This is a genomic window from Marinobacterium stanieri (assembly GCF_900155945.1).
Classification (GTDB): Bacteria; Pseudomonadota; Gammaproteobacteria; order Pseudomonadales; family Balneatricaceae; genus Marinobacterium; species Marinobacterium stanieri.
In genome coordinates this window covers 290,933-308,302 of record NZ_FTMN01000006.1, presented here as the reverse complement: position 1 = coordinate 308,302, position 17,370 = coordinate 290,933, and the positions used below count along the sequence as shown (strand labels likewise).

The 17,370-nt window shown below is 55.2% G+C and carries 20 protein-coding genes; 9 read left to right on the top strand and 11 right to left on the bottom strand.

Annotated features, from left to right (window positions below; genetic code table 11):
* From BW956_RS14875 to BW956_RS14845, 7 genes are all read right to left on the bottom strand, one after another.
* On the bottom strand, positions 1-572 hold a 572-nt coding region (locus tag BW956_RS14875), incomplete at its 3' end, for a radical SAM protein (RefSeq protein WP_175612024.1).
* A complete protein-coding gene (pqqD, locus tag BW956_RS14870; RefSeq protein WP_076463644.1) occupies positions 565-843 on the bottom strand; it encodes a pyrroloquinoline quinone biosynthesis peptide chaperone PqqD in 279 nt (92 codons plus the stop codon). The genes pqqD and BW956_RS14875, both read right to left, overlap by 8 nt.
* Complete coding sequence (gene pqqC / locus BW956_RS14865) at positions 836-1,594, bottom strand: pyrroloquinoline-quinone synthase PqqC (RefSeq protein ID WP_076463641.1); 759 nt, start codon at positions 1,592-1,594, stop codon at positions 836-838. Before pqqC ends, pqqD begins: the two co-directional genes overlap by 8 nt.
* Positions 1,595-1,604: 10 nt before the next feature.
* Positions 1,605-2,525, bottom strand: coding sequence for a pyrroloquinoline quinone biosynthesis protein PqqB (gene pqqB / locus BW956_RS14860; RefSeq protein WP_076463638.1), 921 nt, complete (start codon positions 2,523-2,525; stop codon positions 1,605-1,607).
* Positions 2,526-2,635: 110 nt separating this feature from the next.
* Positions 2,636-2,710, bottom strand: a complete 75-nt coding sequence (pqqA, locus tag BW956_RS14855; RefSeq protein ID WP_010322702.1) for a pyrroloquinoline quinone precursor peptide PqqA — start codon at positions 2,708-2,710, stop codon at positions 2,636-2,638.
* Positions 2,710-4,821, bottom strand: a complete 2,112-nt coding sequence (locus tag BW956_RS14850; RefSeq protein WP_076463635.1) for a PQQ-dependent dehydrogenase, methanol/ethanol family — start codon at positions 4,819-4,821, stop codon at positions 2,710-2,712. The genes pqqA and BW956_RS14850 overlap by 1 nt, the downstream gene beginning before the upstream one ends.
* Before the next feature lie 10 nt (positions 4,822-4,831).
* Positions 4,832-5,707 carry a transporter gene (locus BW956_RS14845; RefSeq protein WP_076463632.1) on the bottom strand — a complete coding sequence of 292 codons (876 nt, stop codon included), beginning with the start codon at positions 5,705-5,707 and terminating at the stop codon, positions 4,832-4,834.
* 168 nt (positions 5,708-5,875) lie between these two features.
* Between BW956_RS14845 and BW956_RS14840 the strand changes: the two genes are divergently transcribed.
* Positions 5,876-6,781: a helix-turn-helix domain-containing protein gene (locus BW956_RS14840; protein WP_076463629.1), complete on the top strand. Its 906-nt coding sequence runs from the start codon at positions 5,876-5,878 to the stop codon at positions 6,779-6,781.
* Here BW956_RS14840 and BW956_RS14835 read toward each other — a convergent pair.
* Positions 6,768-7,463, bottom strand: coding sequence for a winged helix-turn-helix domain-containing protein (locus BW956_RS14835; RefSeq protein ID WP_076463626.1), 696 nt, complete (start codon positions 7,461-7,463; stop codon positions 6,768-6,770). The genes BW956_RS14840 and BW956_RS14835 overlap by 14 nt on opposite strands.
* A 115-nt stretch (positions 7,464-7,578) precedes the next feature.
* Positions 7,579-8,355 carry a helix-turn-helix transcriptional regulator gene (locus BW956_RS14830; RefSeq protein WP_083703094.1) on the bottom strand — a complete coding sequence of 259 codons (777 nt, stop codon included), beginning with the start codon at positions 8,353-8,355 and terminating at the stop codon, positions 7,579-7,581.
* A gap of 188 nt (positions 8,356-8,543) precedes the next feature.
* On the opposite strand from BW956_RS14830, the gene BW956_RS14825 reads away from it, so the two are divergent.
* The 4 genes from BW956_RS14825 to BW956_RS14810 are packed head-to-tail and all read left to right on the top strand — an operon-like array spanning position 8,544 to position 12,341.
* Positions 8,544-9,677, top strand: a complete 1,134-nt coding sequence (locus BW956_RS14825; protein WP_076463620.1) for an aromatic ring-hydroxylating dioxygenase subunit alpha — start codon at positions 8,544-8,546, stop codon at positions 9,675-9,677.
* A gap of 20 nt (positions 9,678-9,697) precedes the next feature.
* The gene (locus BW956_RS14820; RefSeq protein WP_076463618.1) at positions 9,698-10,018 is read left to right on the top strand and encodes a 2Fe-2S iron-sulfur cluster-binding protein; all 321 of its coding nucleotides are present in this window, start codon (positions 9,698-9,700) and stop codon (positions 10,016-10,018) included.
* A 19-nt stretch (positions 10,019-10,037) separates the two neighbouring features.
* Positions 10,038-11,246, top strand: a complete 1,209-nt coding sequence (locus BW956_RS14815; RefSeq protein WP_076463615.1) for an NAD(P)/FAD-dependent oxidoreductase — start codon at positions 10,038-10,040, stop codon at positions 11,244-11,246.
* A gap of 42 nt (positions 11,247-11,288) precedes the next feature.
* Positions 11,289-12,341, top strand: coding sequence for a TRAP transporter substrate-binding protein (locus BW956_RS14810; RefSeq protein ID WP_076463612.1), 1,053 nt, complete (start codon positions 11,289-11,291; stop codon positions 12,339-12,341).
* 60 nt (positions 12,342-12,401) lie between these two features.
* Here BW956_RS14810 and rimK read toward each other — a convergent pair whose 3' ends face one another.
* Complete coding sequence (gene rimK, locus BW956_RS14805; protein ID WP_076463609.1) at positions 12,402-13,307, bottom strand: 30S ribosomal protein S6--L-glutamate ligase; 906 nt, start codon at positions 13,305-13,307, stop codon at positions 12,402-12,404.
* The gene (locus BW956_RS14800; protein WP_083703093.1) at positions 13,304-13,786 is read right to left on the bottom strand and encodes an ATP-dependent zinc protease family protein; all 483 of its coding nucleotides are present in this window, start codon (positions 13,784-13,786) and stop codon (positions 13,304-13,306) included. Before BW956_RS14800 ends, rimK begins: the two co-directional genes overlap by 4 nt.
* A gap of 661 nt (positions 13,787-14,447) precedes the next feature.
* On the opposite strand from BW956_RS14800, the gene BW956_RS14795 reads away from it, so the two are divergent.
* From BW956_RS14795 to BW956_RS14780, 4 genes are all read left to right on the top strand, one after another.
* Positions 14,448-15,704: a tyrosine-type recombinase/integrase gene (locus tag BW956_RS14795; RefSeq protein ID WP_083703092.1), complete on the top strand. Its 1,257-nt coding sequence runs from the start codon at positions 14,448-14,450 to the stop codon at positions 15,702-15,704.
* A complete protein-coding gene (locus BW956_RS14790) occupies positions 15,701-16,345 on the top strand; it encodes a hypothetical protein (RefSeq protein ID WP_076463607.1) in 645 nt (214 codons plus the stop codon). Before BW956_RS14795 ends, BW956_RS14790 begins: the two co-directional genes overlap by 4 nt.
* Positions 16,346-16,436: 91 nt before the next feature.
* Complete coding sequence (locus BW956_RS14785) at positions 16,437-16,712, top strand: helix-turn-helix transcriptional regulator (RefSeq protein WP_217695136.1); 276 nt, start codon at positions 16,437-16,439, stop codon at positions 16,710-16,712.
* A 7-nt stretch (positions 16,713-16,719) separates the two neighbouring features.
* Positions 16,720-17,052, top strand: a complete 333-nt coding sequence (locus tag BW956_RS14780; protein ID WP_076463605.1) for a hypothetical protein — start codon at positions 16,720-16,722, stop codon at positions 17,050-17,052.
* Positions 17,053-17,370: the final 318 nt, after the last annotated feature.

The following is a 17,370-nucleotide window of genomic DNA, read 5'->3' as shown; positions in this document are numbered from 1 at the left end:
AGTTCGACAAAGTCCGCTTCCAGCTCCACGCACAGCTCGATGATGCGGTCGATCCGGTCGATGTTGTGCTTGTGGGTGACGAAGTTGAGCACCATTGGATAGCCCTGGGCTTTGACTTCGCGGGCCATTTTCAGCTTCTGCTGGAACGCCTTGTCGGAGCCGGCCAGCATGTTATTGACCGTTTCATCAGAGGCCTGGAAGCTTATCTGGATATGATCCAGCCCCGCTTCACGGAAAGCGGCGATACGGTCGGCGTTCAAGCCGATGCCGGAGGTGATCAGGTTGGTGTAATAGCCCAGCTTGCGCCCTTCGGCGATCAGCTGTTCCAGATCCCGACGCACCAGAGGCTCGCCACCGGAGAAGCCCAGCTGCGCCGCACCCATCTTGCGTGCCTGACGGAACACTTCGATCCACTGATCGGTGGTCAGTTCTTCGCCATGGGCAGCAAAATCCAGCGGGTTGCTGCAGTAGGGACACTGCAGCGGGCATTTGTAGGTCAGCTCGGCCAGCAGCCAGAGCGGCTGGCTCTGGTGCTGGGGCTTCTGCTGTTGAGGGGACGGTTGCTCAGACATAACCGATCCAGTTTTGCTCATGGGCAATGGCCAGAAACTCCAGCACATCCGGCCCCAGTTCACCGGCCTCGGGGAAGCGGGTTTCCAGCGCCTGAATGATCGCAGCACAGTCCTGTTCGCCATTCACCTCACTGAGGATAGCGCCCGCGCTGTCGTTCAGTTTGATCATGCCTTCCGGGTAAAGCAGCACGTGGCAGTTCTGCGCCTCTTCCCACTGGAAGCGGAACATGGCATTCAGCTGGGGTGTCTGGTCCAGCGCCGGTTTAGTCATTGAACAGTCCTCGATGGTACACCTTCTCCTGGGTCACAGTATGGAACGGCGGTCGCTCCAGTTCGTGCGCCATGGTCATGGCATCGAGCATACTCCAAAGCACATCCAGCTTGAACTGGAGGATCTCCAGCATACGCTCCTGCTCGGCACGGGTGGTGTAATGGTCCAGCGTGATCTGCAGGCCATGCTCCACATCGCGGCGTGCTTCGGTGAGGCGGTTACGGAAGTACTGGTAACCTTCTTCCTTGATCCACGGATAGTGCGTGGGCCAGGTATCCAAACGGGACTGGTGAATATGCGGCGCAAACAGCTCGGTCAGCGAGGAGCTGGCTGCTTCCTGCCAGGTGGCACGGCGGGCGAAGTTCACATAGGCATCCACGGCAAAGCGTACGCCCGGCAGTACATGCTCGTGGGACAGGATCTCTTCGCGTGTAAGGCCCACGGCTTCACCCAGCTGCAGCCAGGCCTCGATGCCGCCCACGGCACCATCGTACCCGTCGTGGTCCATGATGCGCTGCAGCCACTGACGACGCACGTCACGGTGCGGGCAGTTGGCCAGAATGGCGGCATCCTTGAGCGGGATGTTGACCTGATAGTAGAAACGGTTGGCGACCCAGCCACGGATCTGCTCCGGCGTGGATTCACCGGCATACATGGCCACATGGTACGGATGATGAATGTGGTAGAGATCGCCTTTGGCGCGCAGAGCCTGTTCGAATTCACTGCGGCTCATCGGTTCGGTGTTGCTCATGATGCTCTCCTCAGAGTTCGATGCTCATGCCGTCAAAGGCCACTTCGATGCCGTGCTCGGCCAGTACGCCCCGCTCGGGGGAATCTTCGATCAGGATCGGGTTGGTGTTGTTAATGTGGATCAGCACCTTGCGCGGCTTATCCAGCGTATCCAGATAGGCGATCATGCCGTTTTCCCCAGACTGGGGTAAGTGCCCCATGTGCACGCCCAGCTTGTCACCGACACCGGCGTGGATCATCTCGTCTTCACGCCAGAGGGTGCCATCCACCAGCAGGCAGTCTGCGTCTTCCATAATCGGGCGCAGGTGCTCTTCGATCTGGCCCAGACCCGGTGCATAAAAGATGGAACGCCCGGTGGCGTCATCCTTCAGCAGCATGCCGATGTTATCGCCCGGATGTGGGTCATTACGGTGCGGCGAGTACGGCGGCGCACTGGAGCGCAGCGGCACGGCGGTCAGGGTAATGCCCGGCACTTCCGGGATGGTGAATTCGTTATAGGTCTCGGTGCTGGGGATCTGATTCCACGCCAGGCCACCGTTCCAGTGCTCCAGCATGTTGAAGACCGGGAAACCGGTGCTCAGGTCCTGTTTCACCATATCGGTGCAGTAGACCTGGTGCGGGCAGCCTTCGCGCAGCATCAGCAGGCCGGTAGTGTGGTCGATCTGACTGTCCATTAACACAATCGCCGCAATCCCGGTATCACGTTTGCCCTGTTTGGGTTGCAGGGGCTCGAAGCTTTCCAGCTGAGCGCGGATATCCGGTGAGGCGTTGAACAGGATCCAGTCACGTCCGTTGAGGCTGGCCGCGATGGAGGATTGGGTACGGGCCTTGGCGTTGAGGGTGCCGTTGCGCAGGCCTTTGCAGTTGTCGCAGTTGCAGTTCCACTGCGGAAAGCCGCCGCCTGCAGCGGAGCCGAGAATTTGTATCTTCATTGTTCTGCCAAAGAAAGTTTAACCAAAGAGGAGTGAAGCAGAGAAAATCTGACCGGAAAAGTGGCGTCACTGTAACGCAAAAGCGGCCCCGAAGGGCCGCTGGAAGCTTGTTAGCGGTTGGCGAAGTACATGGTGACTTCAAAACCGATGCGCAGATCGGTGTAGGCCGGTTTGGTCCACTGCATTACTTGTCTCCTTCTTCCTGTTTTTTCAGTTCATCCAGCGCCTGGTTGGCGCGGTGGATAACGTAGGATTTCACGGCTTGAGCCTGCTCGGGCTTGAGTACATCACCGAACGACACCATGCCCTTGTTCTTGTACAGGCCGTCGATCAGGATGCTGTTCCAGTTGTCGAAGGTCCAGCCGGAGGCATAGCGCAGGTCGGGCAGTACACCACCACTTACCGCCGTATCACCGTGACAGCTGGCACAGTAGTTCTGATAAATCAGCTTGCCCTGGGCTACGGTCTCTGCGTCGGCAGTATCGGCCGGCGGATTCAGCGGCTTGTTGATCTGCTTGAACTCAGGCAGTTTCTGCTCGCCGTCCAGGCTGAATACCAGCAGGCGGTTAGTCTGGCCTGCAGTGGATTCAGCACTTAGGTCACCGGTCAGCAGCGGCAGTGCACCACCCCAGCCCGCCATTACGGCGATGTACTGGCGGTCATCAACGCTGTAGCTGATCGGCGCGGCAACAATGCCGGTCTGGGCAAACCAGGACCATTTTTCTTCACCGGTACGAGCGTCAAAGGCCTTGAAGTAACCCTGACCGTCGCCCTGGAATACCAGGTCGCCGGAGGTGCTGAGCGTGCCACCGTTCCAGGGTACCGGCTTATCCACACCCCAGACTTCTTTCTGCTGGATCGGGTCCCAGGCAACCAGACGGCCTTTGGTCGCAGCCTTGACTGCAGCCTTGATCGCCGGGTCCTGCGGCATGGCAGCTGCGTGCATGTCCGTACCCAGGTTGACCTTCTTGTCACCAATTTCGAAGTTGGCATCCGGAATGTACGGGAAGTTCATCTGGCGTGTCGGGAAGTACACCAGTCCGGTTTCCGGGTTGAAGCTCATCGGCTGCCAGCTGTGGCCACCCAGAAAGCCGGGTGAACCCACCCAGGGCTTGCCGGAGGTAGCGTAGCGCGCTTCCGGTACTACCTGCGGGCGGCCATTTTCGTCGAAACCGCTCATCCAGTTGATGTCGACATAGTTGTCGGCATTGATGAACTCACCGGTTTCACGGTCCAGCACGTAGAAGTTACCGTTCTTCGGTGCCTGCATGATTACCTTGCGGGCTTCGCCATCCAGCTCCAGGTCCGCCAGGATCATGTGCTGAGTCGCGGTGTAATCCCACTCTTCACCCGGTGTGGTCTGGTAGTGCCAGACGTATTCACCGGTGTCCGGACGAACCGCTACGATAGAGGACAGGAACAGGTTGTCGCCTTCACCGTTACTGCGGATTTCACGGTTCCAGGGAGAGCCGTTACCAACGCCGACGTACAGCAGGTCCAGTTCCGGGTCATAGGCCATGGAGTCCCAGGCAGTACCGCCGCCACCCAGCTTCCACCATTCGCCGCTCCAGGTGGATGAAATCTCTTTCATCAATGGATCGGTTTCTTCGGCGGGGTTGCCCGGTACAGTGTAGAAACGCCAGAGTTGGTCACCGGTTTCGGCGTCGTAGGCAGAGAAGTAGCCACGCACACCAAACTCGGCACCACCGTTACCGATCATCACCTTGCCCTTGATGACACGGGGAGCACCGGTGATGGAGTAGGCCTTGTCAGGATCGGTCGTTTGAACGGTCCAGACATCTTCGCCGGTTTTGCTGTCGATCGCGATCAGGCGGCCATCCAGGGTGCCCATGTACAGCTTGTCACCCCAGGCTGCCAAGCCACGGTTGACGGCGTCACAGCAGAGTTTAATACCAATTTCACGGTTGACCTGAGGATCGAAACTCCAGAGTTCCTTACCCGTTTCGGCATCAAACGCGTATACACGGTTCCAGGTGCCGGTCGTGTAGAGCACACCATCGATGACCAGAGGGGTCGCTTCCAGACCGCGCTTGGAGTCGAACTCGTGATACCAGTCCAGGCCGAGGCGGTAGGCATTCTCGGAATTGATCTGATCCAACGGGCTGAAGCGCTGCTCGCTGTAGTCACGGCCATGGCTCATCCAGTTGCTCGTGTCTTCAGCGGCCTGGTTCAGGCGTTCAGCTGTTACGGCTGCAGCAACCGCTGAGGACAGCGGCGCTGCTGCCAGTGCTGCCAGCAGGGGCAGCGTCGGCAAAACAGAAGTTAAACGGCGCATGCTTGTCTCCTTAGAAGGGTACTACCAGACGCAGGGTCACGCCGTCAGTCTCGAAGCCGTTTTCAACTTCAAGGTCACGGGTGTATTCAGCCTGCAGCTGGAAGTCCTGGCCGACCCAGTGGCTGTAACCCAGGCTCATGGTGTCGGTGTCCATTTCGTTGTCCTGAGAAGCACCGCTGACAGACTCTTCACCGCCAACCTGTTTGGTGTAACGGCCCCAAACGTAGCGGCCCGGGCCGACATCGTAGGAGAGCATGGTGTTGAAACGGTAGGTTTCGTCCTTGGACAGGGTGGTACCGCCAACGTAGTCATCGTTGTCGCCGTACCATTCGACTTCACCGACCACTTCGAAGAACAGGCCGTCGGTCAGACCTTTGGTGTAACCGGCCTGAAGCACGTAGCTCCAGCGGTTGGCACCCAGGTTAACGCCCTTGTCAGAGTTGTATTCACCGGTCGGCATGTAGATGAAGGGAGTAATACCGAACCACTGCTTGTTCTCTGCATCAGCCAGCGGCCAGAAAGTAGAGCCGAAGAAGATGTCACCGACACCCTGGCTTTCCTGACCCGCGATACCTACGTCCAGATCAACGACCGGGATGATGACCTGGGGATCGGCCGGCATGCCCATGAATTCGGTGAAGTGGATAAAACGCTGAATCATTGCGTTGGCTTCAAAGCCCGCGTTTTTGGAAACGGTGTCACCGTCGACATTCATGTTGTCCGCACTGCGGTGATCCAGGTAGGTCACAGACAGATTGGTACCAGCAGGCGCCGGAATGTAGTCGCGCGGGTGAACGGTTTCGGCGATCGCCATCGCCTGCTGAGCCACTGACAGGCTGCCCAACAAAATAGCACTTGAGAGGATTGTCTTCTTATAGTTGATCATGCTGTTGCTCCAGTATGTTGACCGGAGCAGCATAAAATTGGAGACACTTTGTTTAAATTAATGCATGATCAGTGTTTTGTAACAGGCTTATAACAACTTGTAACATCTTGTTACATTTGTCATCCGGGACATGTTCGTTAGACTGGAAGATAAAAAAACAAGGCCGCTATGTCTAAAAAAATCATCTCCCCAAAAGAAAAACTGGCCTTGTTGCCCTTTACTCCGACTCGGTCCAATCATGAAGATCAGCGTTCTAAGCTTATAATTGAAGAGTATGAACCCCTGCCGGAAGTAGACTTGAGTCTTCCCGGTATGGATCATCATGTGCTTATTCTTAACAGCAGCCCGCCTGAGTGCGAGGTGGTCTACAAGTGCGCGGATGAGGTCAATAAAGGGGTGTGGAAACCCTTCGATTTTGCCTTTGTGCCAGCGTTAAGTGATAACACCTGGTTAATTGAAGAGCCGGACTCGACCTGCGTACACTTTATTATGCCAGCATCCGAGTTGGCGCTGTTTTTGGAGCAGGAAGCGGATGTGGATGCAAATGGTGTAGAGATGGAGCTGTTTTTTAATCGGCAGGATGAGGTTCTGAAAGGACTAACCTCATTGTTACATGCGGAACTGAAACAGAACTTCTATCACGGCACCACCTATACCGAGAGTCTGGAAAAGGCTCTGTTCGCCCATCTGCTCCAGCATTACAGCAATAAGCAGGATATTCAGGAGAGCGAGGCTGGTCTGTCCAATCGTCGCTATAAAATGGTGGCTGAATATATAGATGCAAACCTGAATAAATCTATCTCGCTGGATGCGCTGGCGCAGATCTGTCACTGCAGCCCGCACCACTTTGCTCGCATCTTCAAGCGCGATATGGGCATCCCGCCACATCGCTATATTATTCAGCGACGTGTGAAAGTGGCGGTAGACCTGATCAGGAATACCCATAAATCAGGCCTGACGCTGTCGTCCATTGCCAGTCAGTGCGGCTTCACTGACCAAAGCCACATGACTCGGCATGTGAAACGCGAAACCGGCATGACTCCCACCGAAATCAAACGTCTCAGCTCGCTCTGAGCATATAGCCAACACCACGCACGGTTTCAATGGCGGGAAACTGTTCTTCAGAGTGATCTCGGAACCGCCCACGCACCTTGCAAATCAGCATATCGATCGATTTATCGGTTGGGTCCCACTCACGGCGAAATACATGCTGTGAAATTTCACTGCGTGTTATTACTTCACCTTTTTTTTGCAATAGCAAATCAAGCAACTTGCATTCATTGTGGCTAATGCGGCGGGCATCTTGGCTGGGTGAAACGATTTTAAGCGCCTGCTTATTGAGCGTCCATTCGCTATTATAAGCAACATTCTTTTGTTTTAAACGCTCAATCCAGCGTTTGGCTGATCTTATTTTAACGCACAGCATGCTGTCATACTGTGTGCTACCGTGAAAATCATCCACGCCGGCATTACGAATAATATATTCATCAGCACTGTTGAGCTGATCAGAGGCCAAAAGAATAGGGATATCGGTTTCGGCACGCAGTTTGAGCACCCAGTCCATAATACAGGCGTATTTGCGCTGGGTGATAATAACAAGCAGATTGTGCTTGCTGTCGAGAAGGGCAGTGTTGGTCTTGATTGCCTGAGGAGAAAAGTCGTCCTCTGTCAGCCGTTCAACAGGGACACGGAAGTCAGATTCTACTCGGGCAAACAGTTGGGCATCCGAGGCGTCAGAATAGATCATGATCTTCATACAGCAACCTGAATCTTATATTTATTGATAAGGCGTAATCTAGATTCAGGTCGTCAAATCGTCTTGGAGGTTCTTGATCTCTCTTGGTACAAAATTGAGCCCTCCTACTAAAGAACTAAAAGGGCAGGCGTCCTTCCACAACCAGTGCAAACAGCTGATTCTGAGTGCCAATACCCACTTTTTCATACAGGTTTTTGCGGTGGGTCAGTACGGTATTCATCTTGATGCCCAAGTCCAGCGCAATTGCTTCCGAGTTGTAGCCCAGTACGATCCGGGCGCCTACAGCCAGTTCTCGCGCAGTCAGCAGCTCCCCACAGGCACCTTGCAGGCGTGCCAGCACCCAGGGCAGGTCAAAGCGTACCTGCTGCTGTCCGGCAAAGGTGATGTGTCGCTCCAGTACCGATGCCAGTAGAGTGCCACCCGCTTCCAGCTGGCTGGCATCCAGAGTACGTGATGAAGAGTCGTGCAGTTTGTAGAGGTTGAGGCAGAAGGGCTGGCCGTTGCTTTGCCCCATGAAGGCCAGCTTCTCACGGATGCCACAGCGGTCCATCAGCTGATGACGGTACTCGGGATCGCTCAGCTCTTCCACCTGGAGGGCTTGAATCTGGGGAGCGTTCACGGGCTTTCCAGCCTGCAAGCGCGGCAGGTTAGGATCGCGCTGGTACAGCACTTCGTCGTACAGACGCCGACACTCCTGTGCCAGTCCGGTCTGAATGGCACCGGTGGTGAACAGGGTATAGGGATGCTGGGTGTAAGCCGGGTAGGACACCAGAATACAGTGATCGGCACCGGTAAGCCGGTGCATGCTGTGACTCAACACCTGGTCAAAGCGGCGTTGTCCGATACTCGAAATAAGGTGGTCGAGTGGCCACTGGTCGAGCGTTGGGTTCATCTGACGGCCTCGCAGGTCTCTTTATTGTTATGCAGTCGCCGATGGCAATGCGACGTGGACCGATCAAGGCAGTATTGCACGCGCCTGCGTATTTATCGAGCCTCACAAGATCTTGTGAGTGCCTGGCCAGAGGCTCTGGATTAGCGTGTGCATACAGGCTAATCAACAACAAGAATCAGGAGAGCCTCATGTCACTGACACGAGTTCAGCGTGCCGCGCAGGTTGCCGGCCGCAGCATGGCAGGTCGCAATACGCCCTTTATCTACAACGAATGGTACGTTGTCGCTCTCAGTCGTGAAATCGACCGTGAACTGATGGCGCGCACGGTGCTGGATCGTCAGCTGGTGTTGTTCCGCAAGGAAGATGGCACGCCCGTGGCACTGGATAACCGTTGTGGCCACCGTTCCTTCCCGCTCTCTCGCAGTGCTCTGGAAGGCGACACCGTAGTCTGTGGCTACCACGGTCTGCGCTATGACGAGAACGGCCAGTGTGTCGAAGTGCCTTCGCAGTGCAGCTGCGCGGGTATCTCCATTCGCAGTTATCCACTGCATCAACAGGGACCGGTGGTCTGGATCTGGATGGGTGAGCCTGAAGAGGCAGATATCAGCAAGATTCCGGCCATGCCGATGCTGGAAGAGGGCTGGGTAACCTCCGAGGATTACATGCCGCTCAAGGCCAGTTATGTCTATCTGCATGAGAATCTGCTCGACCTGACTCACCTGAGCTTTCTGCATGCCAAAACGTTCGGTACACCGGATTATGCCAAGGCTGATTTTGATACCGATATTGGCGATGGCCGTTTCCTGCTTAAGCGCTATGTAGTGCCCACGCGCCTGCCTCCGGTCTGGGCAAAACCTACCGGCCTGGAAGGCAAGGACGCGGCTCGCATTACCACCTCCGACTTTGTCTCACCGGCTTTGCATATCGTGCACGCCCAGTTCTATGACATCTCGCTGGATGAGTCCGAGCGCCCGGACCAACGCATCAAAACTGCACACATTCCGACCCCGGAGACGGGTACATCAACGCATTACTTCGTCGTGCACGGTCGCAACTTTGCGCTGGAGGAAAATGAAGTCACTGACTTCATGCACGAGCAGCTGATGGCCGCTTTTGATGAGGATGTAGTGGGCCTGGAAGCGCAGGAAGAGTTGCTGGCAGCACGCCATGAGGATGATGACTTCTTCGAAATCTCGCTCAGCGCCGATGCCGCTAGCGTAGCCATGCGACGCTACCTGAAACGCCGTGCGGAAGACGAAGCGGTCGTCCGCGAAGCCAAGAAAAAACCGGTCAGCGTCAAACCCGCCGCTGCCTCAGCCTGAGCATTCGTGGAGAAAATATCATGAGCATCGAAATTCATGTGACAGATGACCTGGGTGAGACTCAAACCCTGACCGGCGAACCAGGCGGAACCCTGATGGAGCTGCTGCGCGATGAAAGTTCCGGCGTTGAAGGCATCTGCGGAGGCTGTGCTGCCTGTGGTACCTGCCACATTGTGGTCGATGAACCCTGGCAGGCTGGTCTGGGTGAGCCGGGCATGGATGAGCAGATTCTGCTGGAAGCCCTGAACGAGCGTACCACCGGCTCACGTCTGAGTTGCCAGCTGCGACTGGCGCCGGAAATGAGCGGCATGTCCCTCACCATTGTTCCCGCTGAATGTTGAACAGAAGAGGAGTCGGGTCATGCAGAAGTTGGTGATTGTGGGGGGCGGTCATGCCGCCGCCCAACTGATTCGCACCTTGCACAAGCGCGGTTTTGACGGCGAAATTGCCTTGATTACCGAGGAAGCCGTCCTGCCCTATAACCGGCCACTGTTATCCAAGGATTATCTGTTCGGAGAAGTGGGTGAAGCCCAGCTGCCATTATTGCCCGCAGCAATCTACGACAAGCTGGGGGTGCAGGTGCACCTGAGCAGTCGGGTAGAGGAAATTGATCGCACCCGCCGTTGTGTTCGTTTGCAGGACGGTCAGCAGCTGCCCTATGACCAGCTGGTACTGGCCACCGGCGCCAACCCTCGGCAACTGGACGTACCGGGCTGTCAGCTGGAGGGCATCCATTATCTGAAAACCCTGAATGATGCGCGTCGGTTGCAGGAAAGTTTCGAGCCAGGTCAGCACCTGAGCGTGATTGGTGGCGGCTACATTGGTCTGGAGATTGCCAGCGCAGCGCGCAAATTGGGCCTTGAGGTGGATCTGCTTGAACGTGGCGAGCGCATTCTGGGGCGTGTGGTTGCACCGGAAGTGGCAGGTTACTTCCACGCTCTGCATGAAGATCAGGGTGTGGGTATCCGCACTGAAACCCGGGTTGCCGAGTTTCTGGGGGATGGCCATGTCACGGGTGTTCGTCTGGAGAGTGGGGAATGCCTGCCCACCGATCATGTGGTGATCGGCATCGGTGTGGAGCCCGCCGAGCAGCTGGCGCTTGCGGCAGGCCTCAAGTGCGATAACGGCATTCTGATTGATGCCAGTTGCCAGACCAGTGATGCAGCGATCTATGCACTGGGTGATTGTGCACGACAATACCATCCCCATTACCAACGCTGGTTACGTCTGGAGTCGGTGCAAAACTGCACCAGCCAGGCCGCCATGCTGGCCAGCGCGCTGTTGAGCGCCGACACACCAGCCCCAGAAGTGCCCTGGTTCTGGTCCAGCCAATTTGATCGGCGTTTGCAGATTGCCGGTTTGAATACGGGTTATACACAGGTGATCCAGCGAGGCACCGAGGCTGACTGCAGCTGGCTTTATCTACAGGACGGCCAGTTGATCGCCTGCGATGCCATCAACCGGCCGGCCGACTTCCTGCAGGCCAAAAAACTCATTGCCAGCCGTGCACGGTTGAACCCCGAACAGGCTCGGGACCTCTCCCGGCCCCTGACCGAGTGCATCTGCTAACAGATGCTGATACCGCCAAGACAACAATAAAAAGGTACACCTATGCTGAATCGATACTCTGTCAAAGCCACCCTGGTGGCCCTTTCGTTTGCTGCCAGTTTCAATGCCAAGGCCGACGAACCCATTATCATGCATGTGGCTACCGCAGGCCCGCCGGGACATGTGCAAAACAGTGTCGTCCTGCCCACCTGGGGCAAGTGGATTGAAGAGGCCACCGAAGGCCGCGTCAAAATGAAGCTGGAATATGCCCTGGGTGAGCAAAGTTCCTACTTCAATCTGGTGGAGGATGGTGTTGCTGATGCGGCCTGGAGCTTTCATGGCTATGTACCGGGTCGCTTTCGCCTGACCAAAATGGTGGAACTGCCCAACGCCGGTGTGAATGCTGAAGCCGCATCGGCCGCTTACTGGGATGTGTATCAACAGTATTTTGCCAAGGCCGGGGAGCATGAAGGCGTGGCGCTGATGGGACTGTTTACGCATGGTCCCGGGCAGATATTCTCCAAGCAACCCATTAATAAGCTGTCAGACCTGGAGGGCAAAAAAATTCGCCTGGGCGGCGGTATTCAACAGGACCTGGGTGAGCTGTTGGGCGTGTCGCCGGTATCCGCACCGGGCCCCAAGGTTTATGAGTTGATGCAGCAGGGCATTGTCGATGGGGTCTTCATGCCGGCCGCCAGCGAGAAGGATTTCCGTCTGGCTGAGGTCGCCCCGCACCTGACCCTGATGCCGGGTGGTCTGTATATGGGCAGCTTTGCCATAATGGCTAACGAAGACTTTCTTGACAGTCTCAGCCCTGAAGACCGGGAAGCGGTCATGAAGGTGTCCGGGGCGAAGTTATCGGCTCTGGCCGGTAAGGCCTGGGATCAGTCCGACAAAAACGGCATTGCCGAAGCGTTGAAGTATGAGGTTACTATCAGAGAAGTGGCTGAGGACGCGCCCATGACGCAGGAATTTCAGCAGTTGACCTCCGGCTTCGACCGGAAATGGGTGGAAAGCGTCAGTGATATCAATGTTGATGCAGCCGAGGCCCTGGAAGCCTTCCGCAAGGCGGCGCGCCAGTATCAGGCGCAGAATGCATCAGTGGCTGAGCGTTAAGAGCAGAGAATCAATCAATGCCCTCCCGGCAGTGCCGTGAGGGCATTTTTACTGTCTGGCTTACCCCTTGCCGCGTGTGCGCGTTTTCCAGGGTTTGGCGCTTTTCTCAATATGCTGGACGATCATGCCGGCGATATCCTTGCCGGTCGCGTTCTCGATGCCCTCCAGACCCGGTGAGGAGTTCACCTCCATTACCAGCGGTCCGCGAGAAGAGCGCAGCAAGTCCACACCTGCGACCCCCAGGCCCATCGCCTTGGCGGCATCAATGGCTGTTTTACGTTCCTGTGGTGTTATGCGAACCAGAGAGGCGTGGCCGCCGCGGTGCAGGTTGGAACGGAATTCGCCCTCTGCCCCCTGGCGCTTCATGGCTGCGATAACGCGGTCACCGATAACGAAACAGCGAATATCAGCGCCGCCAGCTTCCTTGATGTACTCCTGAACCATAATATCGGCCTTGAGTCCCATAAAGGCTTCAATTACGCTCTCGGCCGCTTTGCGGGTTTCCGCCAGTACCACACCGATACCCTGGGTACCTTCCAGCAGTTTAATCACAACAGGAGAGCCACCCACCATGTCCAGCAGGTCTTTAACATCGTCAGGTTTGCTGGCGAAGCCGGTGACCGGCATGCCGATGCCTTTGCGTGACAACAACTGCAGTGAGCGCAGCTTGTCGCGGGAACGGGTGATGGCAACGGATTCGTTCACGGGGTAAACGCCCATCATTTCAAATTGTCGCAGTACCGCACAGCCATAAAAGGTAACCGAAGCACCAATGCGCGGAATGATGGCGTCAAAGCCGACCAGATCCTCACCCTTGAAGTGGATAGAGGGCTTGTCTGAGTTGATGTTCATGTAGCAACGCAGCGCATCGATCACCTTGACCTCGTGCTCGCGTTCCTTGCAAGCCTCAATCAGTCGGCGAGTGGAATAGAGCGACGAATTGCGCGACAAAATACCGATTTTCATAGAGCCTCTGCTTCGATTGAAAGCTGATAAGAGAGAGATGGATCAATCACCAAGCGTCCGTTCATGGTGGTTCTGCCCACCAGCATGCGGAACTTCATGGTGTCGCGGTTGGTCAGCGTAAACTCAGCCGGCCAGCGCATACCCTTGAACTCAATCTGGGTCTTGATGACATAACGCATTTCGCGATGGCCACCGGAGTCGGTTACGGCACGGAAATCAGCTACCTCGGCTTCGCAGGTGACCACGTGTTCAACATTGTTCTGCTCAGGGTGAACACGAAATCGTACCCACTGAGTGCCGTCCTTTTCAAAGGGTTCCACCTCGAATGCGTGTATACAGGACGTACGGGCGCCTGTATCCATTTTCGCCTTGATGCGGAAAATACCCAGCTCGGGAAGGGAGACCCATTCCCGCCAGCCAGCGGTGTGTAGCCTGTGCTCCCTGGTTGCAACAGGGGAGCTTTCCTTCATACATTCCATACAGTTCTCACTGCTATCAATGAAGCCTGGAAAACGCCGGATATTGGCATAACTCCCAGGCAAATACACTGGATTTTAGCTGCTCGATATCACGAAAAATGCAGTATGACCGCCGGCTTGAAAGTGGCTGGTCAAAATCATCAGTTTAAGGGTAGTAGAAATGGGCTTGTTCTGCGGAGTTGAGGGCTGAACGGGTGTGTAATCGGTGACGGCAGTCTGGAAAAGCCTGTGCTATTTGAGATGGTCTGGCATAACTAAAAGGGGAGTGTCTGCTGATACAGGGTGGCGGCGTAAACGCCTTGTCTCAAACTGCTTCTGTGGGCTCAGTTTGTCGAACTTCCGGTTCGCCTCCGGCTGCTGTCTGGCGATAGCCAATACATACAAAAAAGGCTCCACCTTGCGGCGAAGCCTTTTCTGTTTGAATTCGTGGTACCAGCGGCCGGACTCGAACCGGCACACCCGTTAAGGCGGGGGATTTTGAATCCCATTTCCTATTCGAGACATAAACCCTAGGCTGCACCCATAACCTTGAAGTTACGGGCTTCCAAGCGTATAAGATCCCTTGTATCTACTCATAACTCCCCTTGTTATTTCGCTCAAGTGCAGCCTATGTGCAGCCTAAAGCGCCCAAGGGATTCATTAGGCTACACGGTGATCTACCATGAAAAGCACGGCTGTGAAGCTGACAAAAAGCGTGGTCGAGTCTCTTGAACCAAGAAACAAGCAGTATACCCAGCGTGATACGTCACTGACTGGATTTGGTGTCCGGGTAAGCCCGAAGGGCACGAAGTCATTTGTCTATGAGAACAGGGTAAATGGGCGCTTCAAAAGAGTGACCATTGGCCGCTTTCCGGCACTGACTGTCGATCAGGCCCGAAAGATGGCTTCAAAGCTGGTGGGTGATATGGTCCAGGGTATTGACCCCAACTCTCAAAAGCAGGAAGCAAAGCGCCGTGGCCTACCTTTGAAACAGGCGGTTGATGAGTATTTGGAGCGAGGGCTTAAGGAGGACACCAAGAAGGATGTTGTCCGGGCTATGAAGCACCTTTCTGACTGGATGGACAAACCGATTACTGAGATCACTCCGGCTATGACTGTTCAGCGTCACAAGAAAATCAGTAAAGGGGCCAAGTCATCCGGCGCCAGGGCGAACCTGGTTATGCGTTATCTCCGGGCAATCCTGAATTTTGCCAGCAAGCGTCATGCGACTGCAGAAGGCGTTCCGCTACTGGTGTCGAACCCAGTGCAGCGACTGAGTGCAGAAAAGGCTTGGAATAGGGTGAAACGTCGCCGAACCTTCATTCAGCCGCACCAAATGCAGCAGTGGTACCAAGCTGTAACTGAAGGGCTGATCGGCATGCGGTTTGAGCTGGAATACCGTGACTGCCTGCTGCTGTCGATGATGACAGGCGTACGACCTGGTGAAGCGATCAGTCTGCGCTGGTCTGGTGTAGATCTGGCAGCAGGTGTGTTGACGTTCCCCGATACAAAGAATCACTCAGATCACAGGCTTCCGATTACCAGGTTCATTCGGGAACTACTGACCGGCCGGCAGTCATTGTCTGGAGCTCATGAATTTGTTTTTTCTAACCAGGGAGGCCAAAGGCCCAAAGAAGTGCGCGGGGCGATGGAGCGAATAGAAGAGCTGACGGGCCTTCATGTTATGCCCACTGATTTGCGCCGGACATTTATCACTGCTGCTGAGCGGCTGGATATTGGCCCCTACACCTTGAAGGCGATGCTGAACCATGCGATCGGCGACGATGTTACAGCCGGGTACCTGGTAATCACGGTGGATCGACTGCGTGAACCTATGCAGAGAATTGAGGATGCGCTACTCAGGGATGCGGGTGTTCTTCCAACCAACGTTCTGCCGTTTGAGCCACTTGGTTCGCAACGGCTTGGTGAGATGGTGTGAAGTATAACCCTCACAAATTTACTGGCGGGAGCGCTGATACTGCAGCTGAAAAGCTGATTCTTTCAGTTGGGCGTGCCGTACTTATGGATTATGGCCTGGATACAGAGCTGGTAGAGGAATGCCGCAAGTACGGCCTATTTCATATTCAGCAGTATCTGCAGCATGGGCACAACGGTGATTTTGAAACCGATAGCGGTTTAACCCTCGCTGAAGTGGCTCGCCTGGTTGAAGCGGCAGAAGGGTATCCAAGATTCAAACAGCTTGCCCAGGATGCAAAAGAAGAAGCCGATAACGCACGGACCCGGATCTCGGAAGCCCGACAGATAATGCGGTCAGATGGTAAGCATAGAGACCGGATGGCCAAGGCGCTTTCTTACCTGGGACTCATCGGCGACGACCATGGAAGAGGCCATGAACGTGTGGATCATCAGCATATCGCCAGCCACTATTATGCGCTGAGAATGGGGCATCACTGGCACGAAAACGGCGAACTTGTTGCTTTGGATGCCCATTCCCACCAGGACGCGGTTGATGTGATTTGCGAAGCCTATGACATCGGTAGCTGGGAAACTCTAAGGCACGCCTGCAAAAATAAAGGCATCCCATTAAGAGCTAGAGCGGAGTGCTACCCAGTTAAGTAAAAGTGGACAAGCTGCTCACCTGAGTGTCGACGACACTAGCCCCACCTGGCCATAGCATGACCCCTGTAACCAGTATCAGGAGGTCATTGTTATGATTGGTACCGCAAACGGCACCTCAGCCCCCATCCCCCCAAAACATGGCGCAAGCATCCAAACTGTTGTCTCTATGCCTGTCCTTTTGACGCAGAAAGATGTGGCTCAATGTTTAGGCAAGTCTGTCAAGTGGTGTGAGCGTGCTCGCATCGAAGGCACCGGTCCAAGATACCTGAAGCTAGGCCGCACTGTGCGTTATCGCGCTGAAGATGTTGTTCAGTGGATGAATGATCGGGTATTTGAATCAACTAGCCAGGCTTCGGCTGCTGTGTGAGGTTGGTATGGATATGAAGAATGAAGCCCCCGCCACAGAGGCCACTATCCAGAGTACACAGAATGAGCATAACAAAAAGCCCATAGCCAAGTATAAGCGCGTTCTGCGTTACATGCTTGATCATGGCTCAATCACTCGATTACAGGCCGAAAAGCCGCCAGTTTTCGATCACTGCCTGCCAAGCACTATTTCTTGCGAGCTAGTCTTGCACCATGGCCTGGTGATTAATTCTGTTCCGGTTAAGCGCTCGGGTTTTGGCGGTGTCATGACCTCATACAAACAGTATTCAGTGGCTGAAAGCTCCCTGGATGCTGCAAAAGCGATTGCGTGGGGGAAGTGATGAACAGTCAATGCTTGTCTATCCGATCCCGTGTTGATACATTTCGGTCACGAGGCGTCGAAACCTCTTACAACCGGAACTGCCCAACCCCGTCAGAGTTGGTTTTTTTGTGCCCAAAATCCGCCAGGAGTATTGAGCACGCCCCCGTTATGTCGGGAGGGCGACGAATAGAAGACCCCGCAAGGGGGAATAAGTCCGCGGTTGTTGTAGCCGTTTCGAACCTCCCGACACCCCTACGGCTTAGGGGTACTTTCGAAGAAAATACAACGGAGGCAGAAATGCCGAACACTTCCACTTTGAAGCGGTATCGCGCCGTTT

Excerpts from the sequence above, each read along its gene's own strand:
- pqqD (WP_076463644.1), bottom strand. The coding sequence starts at position 843 with ATGACTAAACCGGCGCTGGACCAGACACCCCAGCTGAATGCCATGTTC.
- pqqC (WP_076463641.1), bottom strand. The coding sequence starts at position 1,594 with ATGAGCAACACCGAACCGATGAGCCGCAGTGAATTCGAACAGGCTCTG.
- pqqB (WP_076463638.1), bottom strand. The coding sequence starts at position 2,525 with ATGAAGATACAAATTCTCGGCTCCGCTGCAGGCGGCGGCTTTCCGCAG.
- BW956_RS14850 (WP_076463635.1), bottom strand. The coding sequence starts at position 4,821 with ATGCGCCGTTTAACTTCTGTTTTGCCGACGCTGCCCCTGCTGGCAGCA.
- BW956_RS14845 (WP_076463632.1), bottom strand. The coding sequence starts at position 5,707 with ATGATCAACTATAAGAAGACAATCCTCTCAAGTGCTATTTTGTTGGGC.
- BW956_RS14840 (WP_076463629.1), top strand. The coding sequence starts at position 5,876 with ATGTCTAAAAAAATCATCTCCCCAAAAGAAAAACTGGCCTTGTTGCCC.
- BW956_RS14835 (WP_076463626.1), bottom strand. The coding sequence starts at position 7,463 with ATGAAGATCATGATCTATTCTGACGCCTCGGATGCCCAACTGTTTGCC.
- BW956_RS14830 (WP_083703094.1), bottom strand. The coding sequence starts at position 8,355 with ATGAACCCAACGCTCGACCAGTGGCCACTCGACCACCTTATTTCGAGT.
- BW956_RS14825 (WP_076463620.1), top strand. The coding sequence starts at position 8,544 with ATGTCACTGACACGAGTTCAGCGTGCCGCGCAGGTTGCCGGCCGCAGC.
- BW956_RS14820 (WP_076463618.1), top strand. The coding sequence starts at position 9,698 with ATGAGCATCGAAATTCATGTGACAGATGACCTGGGTGAGACTCAAACC.
- BW956_RS14815 (WP_076463615.1), top strand. The coding sequence starts at position 10,038 with ATGCAGAAGTTGGTGATTGTGGGGGGCGGTCATGCCGCCGCCCAACTG.
- BW956_RS14810 (WP_076463612.1), top strand. The coding sequence starts at position 11,289 with ATGCTGAATCGATACTCTGTCAAAGCCACCCTGGTGGCCCTTTCGTTT.
- rimK (WP_076463609.1), bottom strand. The coding sequence starts at position 13,307 with ATGAAAATCGGTATTTTGTCGCGCAATTCGTCGCTCTATTCCACTCGC.
- BW956_RS14800 (WP_083703093.1), bottom strand. The coding sequence starts at position 13,786 with ATGGAATGTATGAAGGAAAGCTCCCCTGTTGCAACCAGGGAGCACAGG.
- BW956_RS14795 (WP_083703092.1), top strand. The coding sequence starts at position 14,448 with ATGAAAAGCACGGCTGTGAAGCTGACAAAAAGCGTGGTCGAGTCTCTT.
- BW956_RS14785 (WP_217695136.1), top strand. The coding sequence starts at position 16,437 with ATGATTGGTACCGCAAACGGCACCTCAGCCCCCATCCCCCCAAAACAT.
- BW956_RS14780 (WP_076463605.1), top strand. The coding sequence starts at position 16,720 with ATGGATATGAAGAATGAAGCCCCCGCCACAGAGGCCACTATCCAGAGT.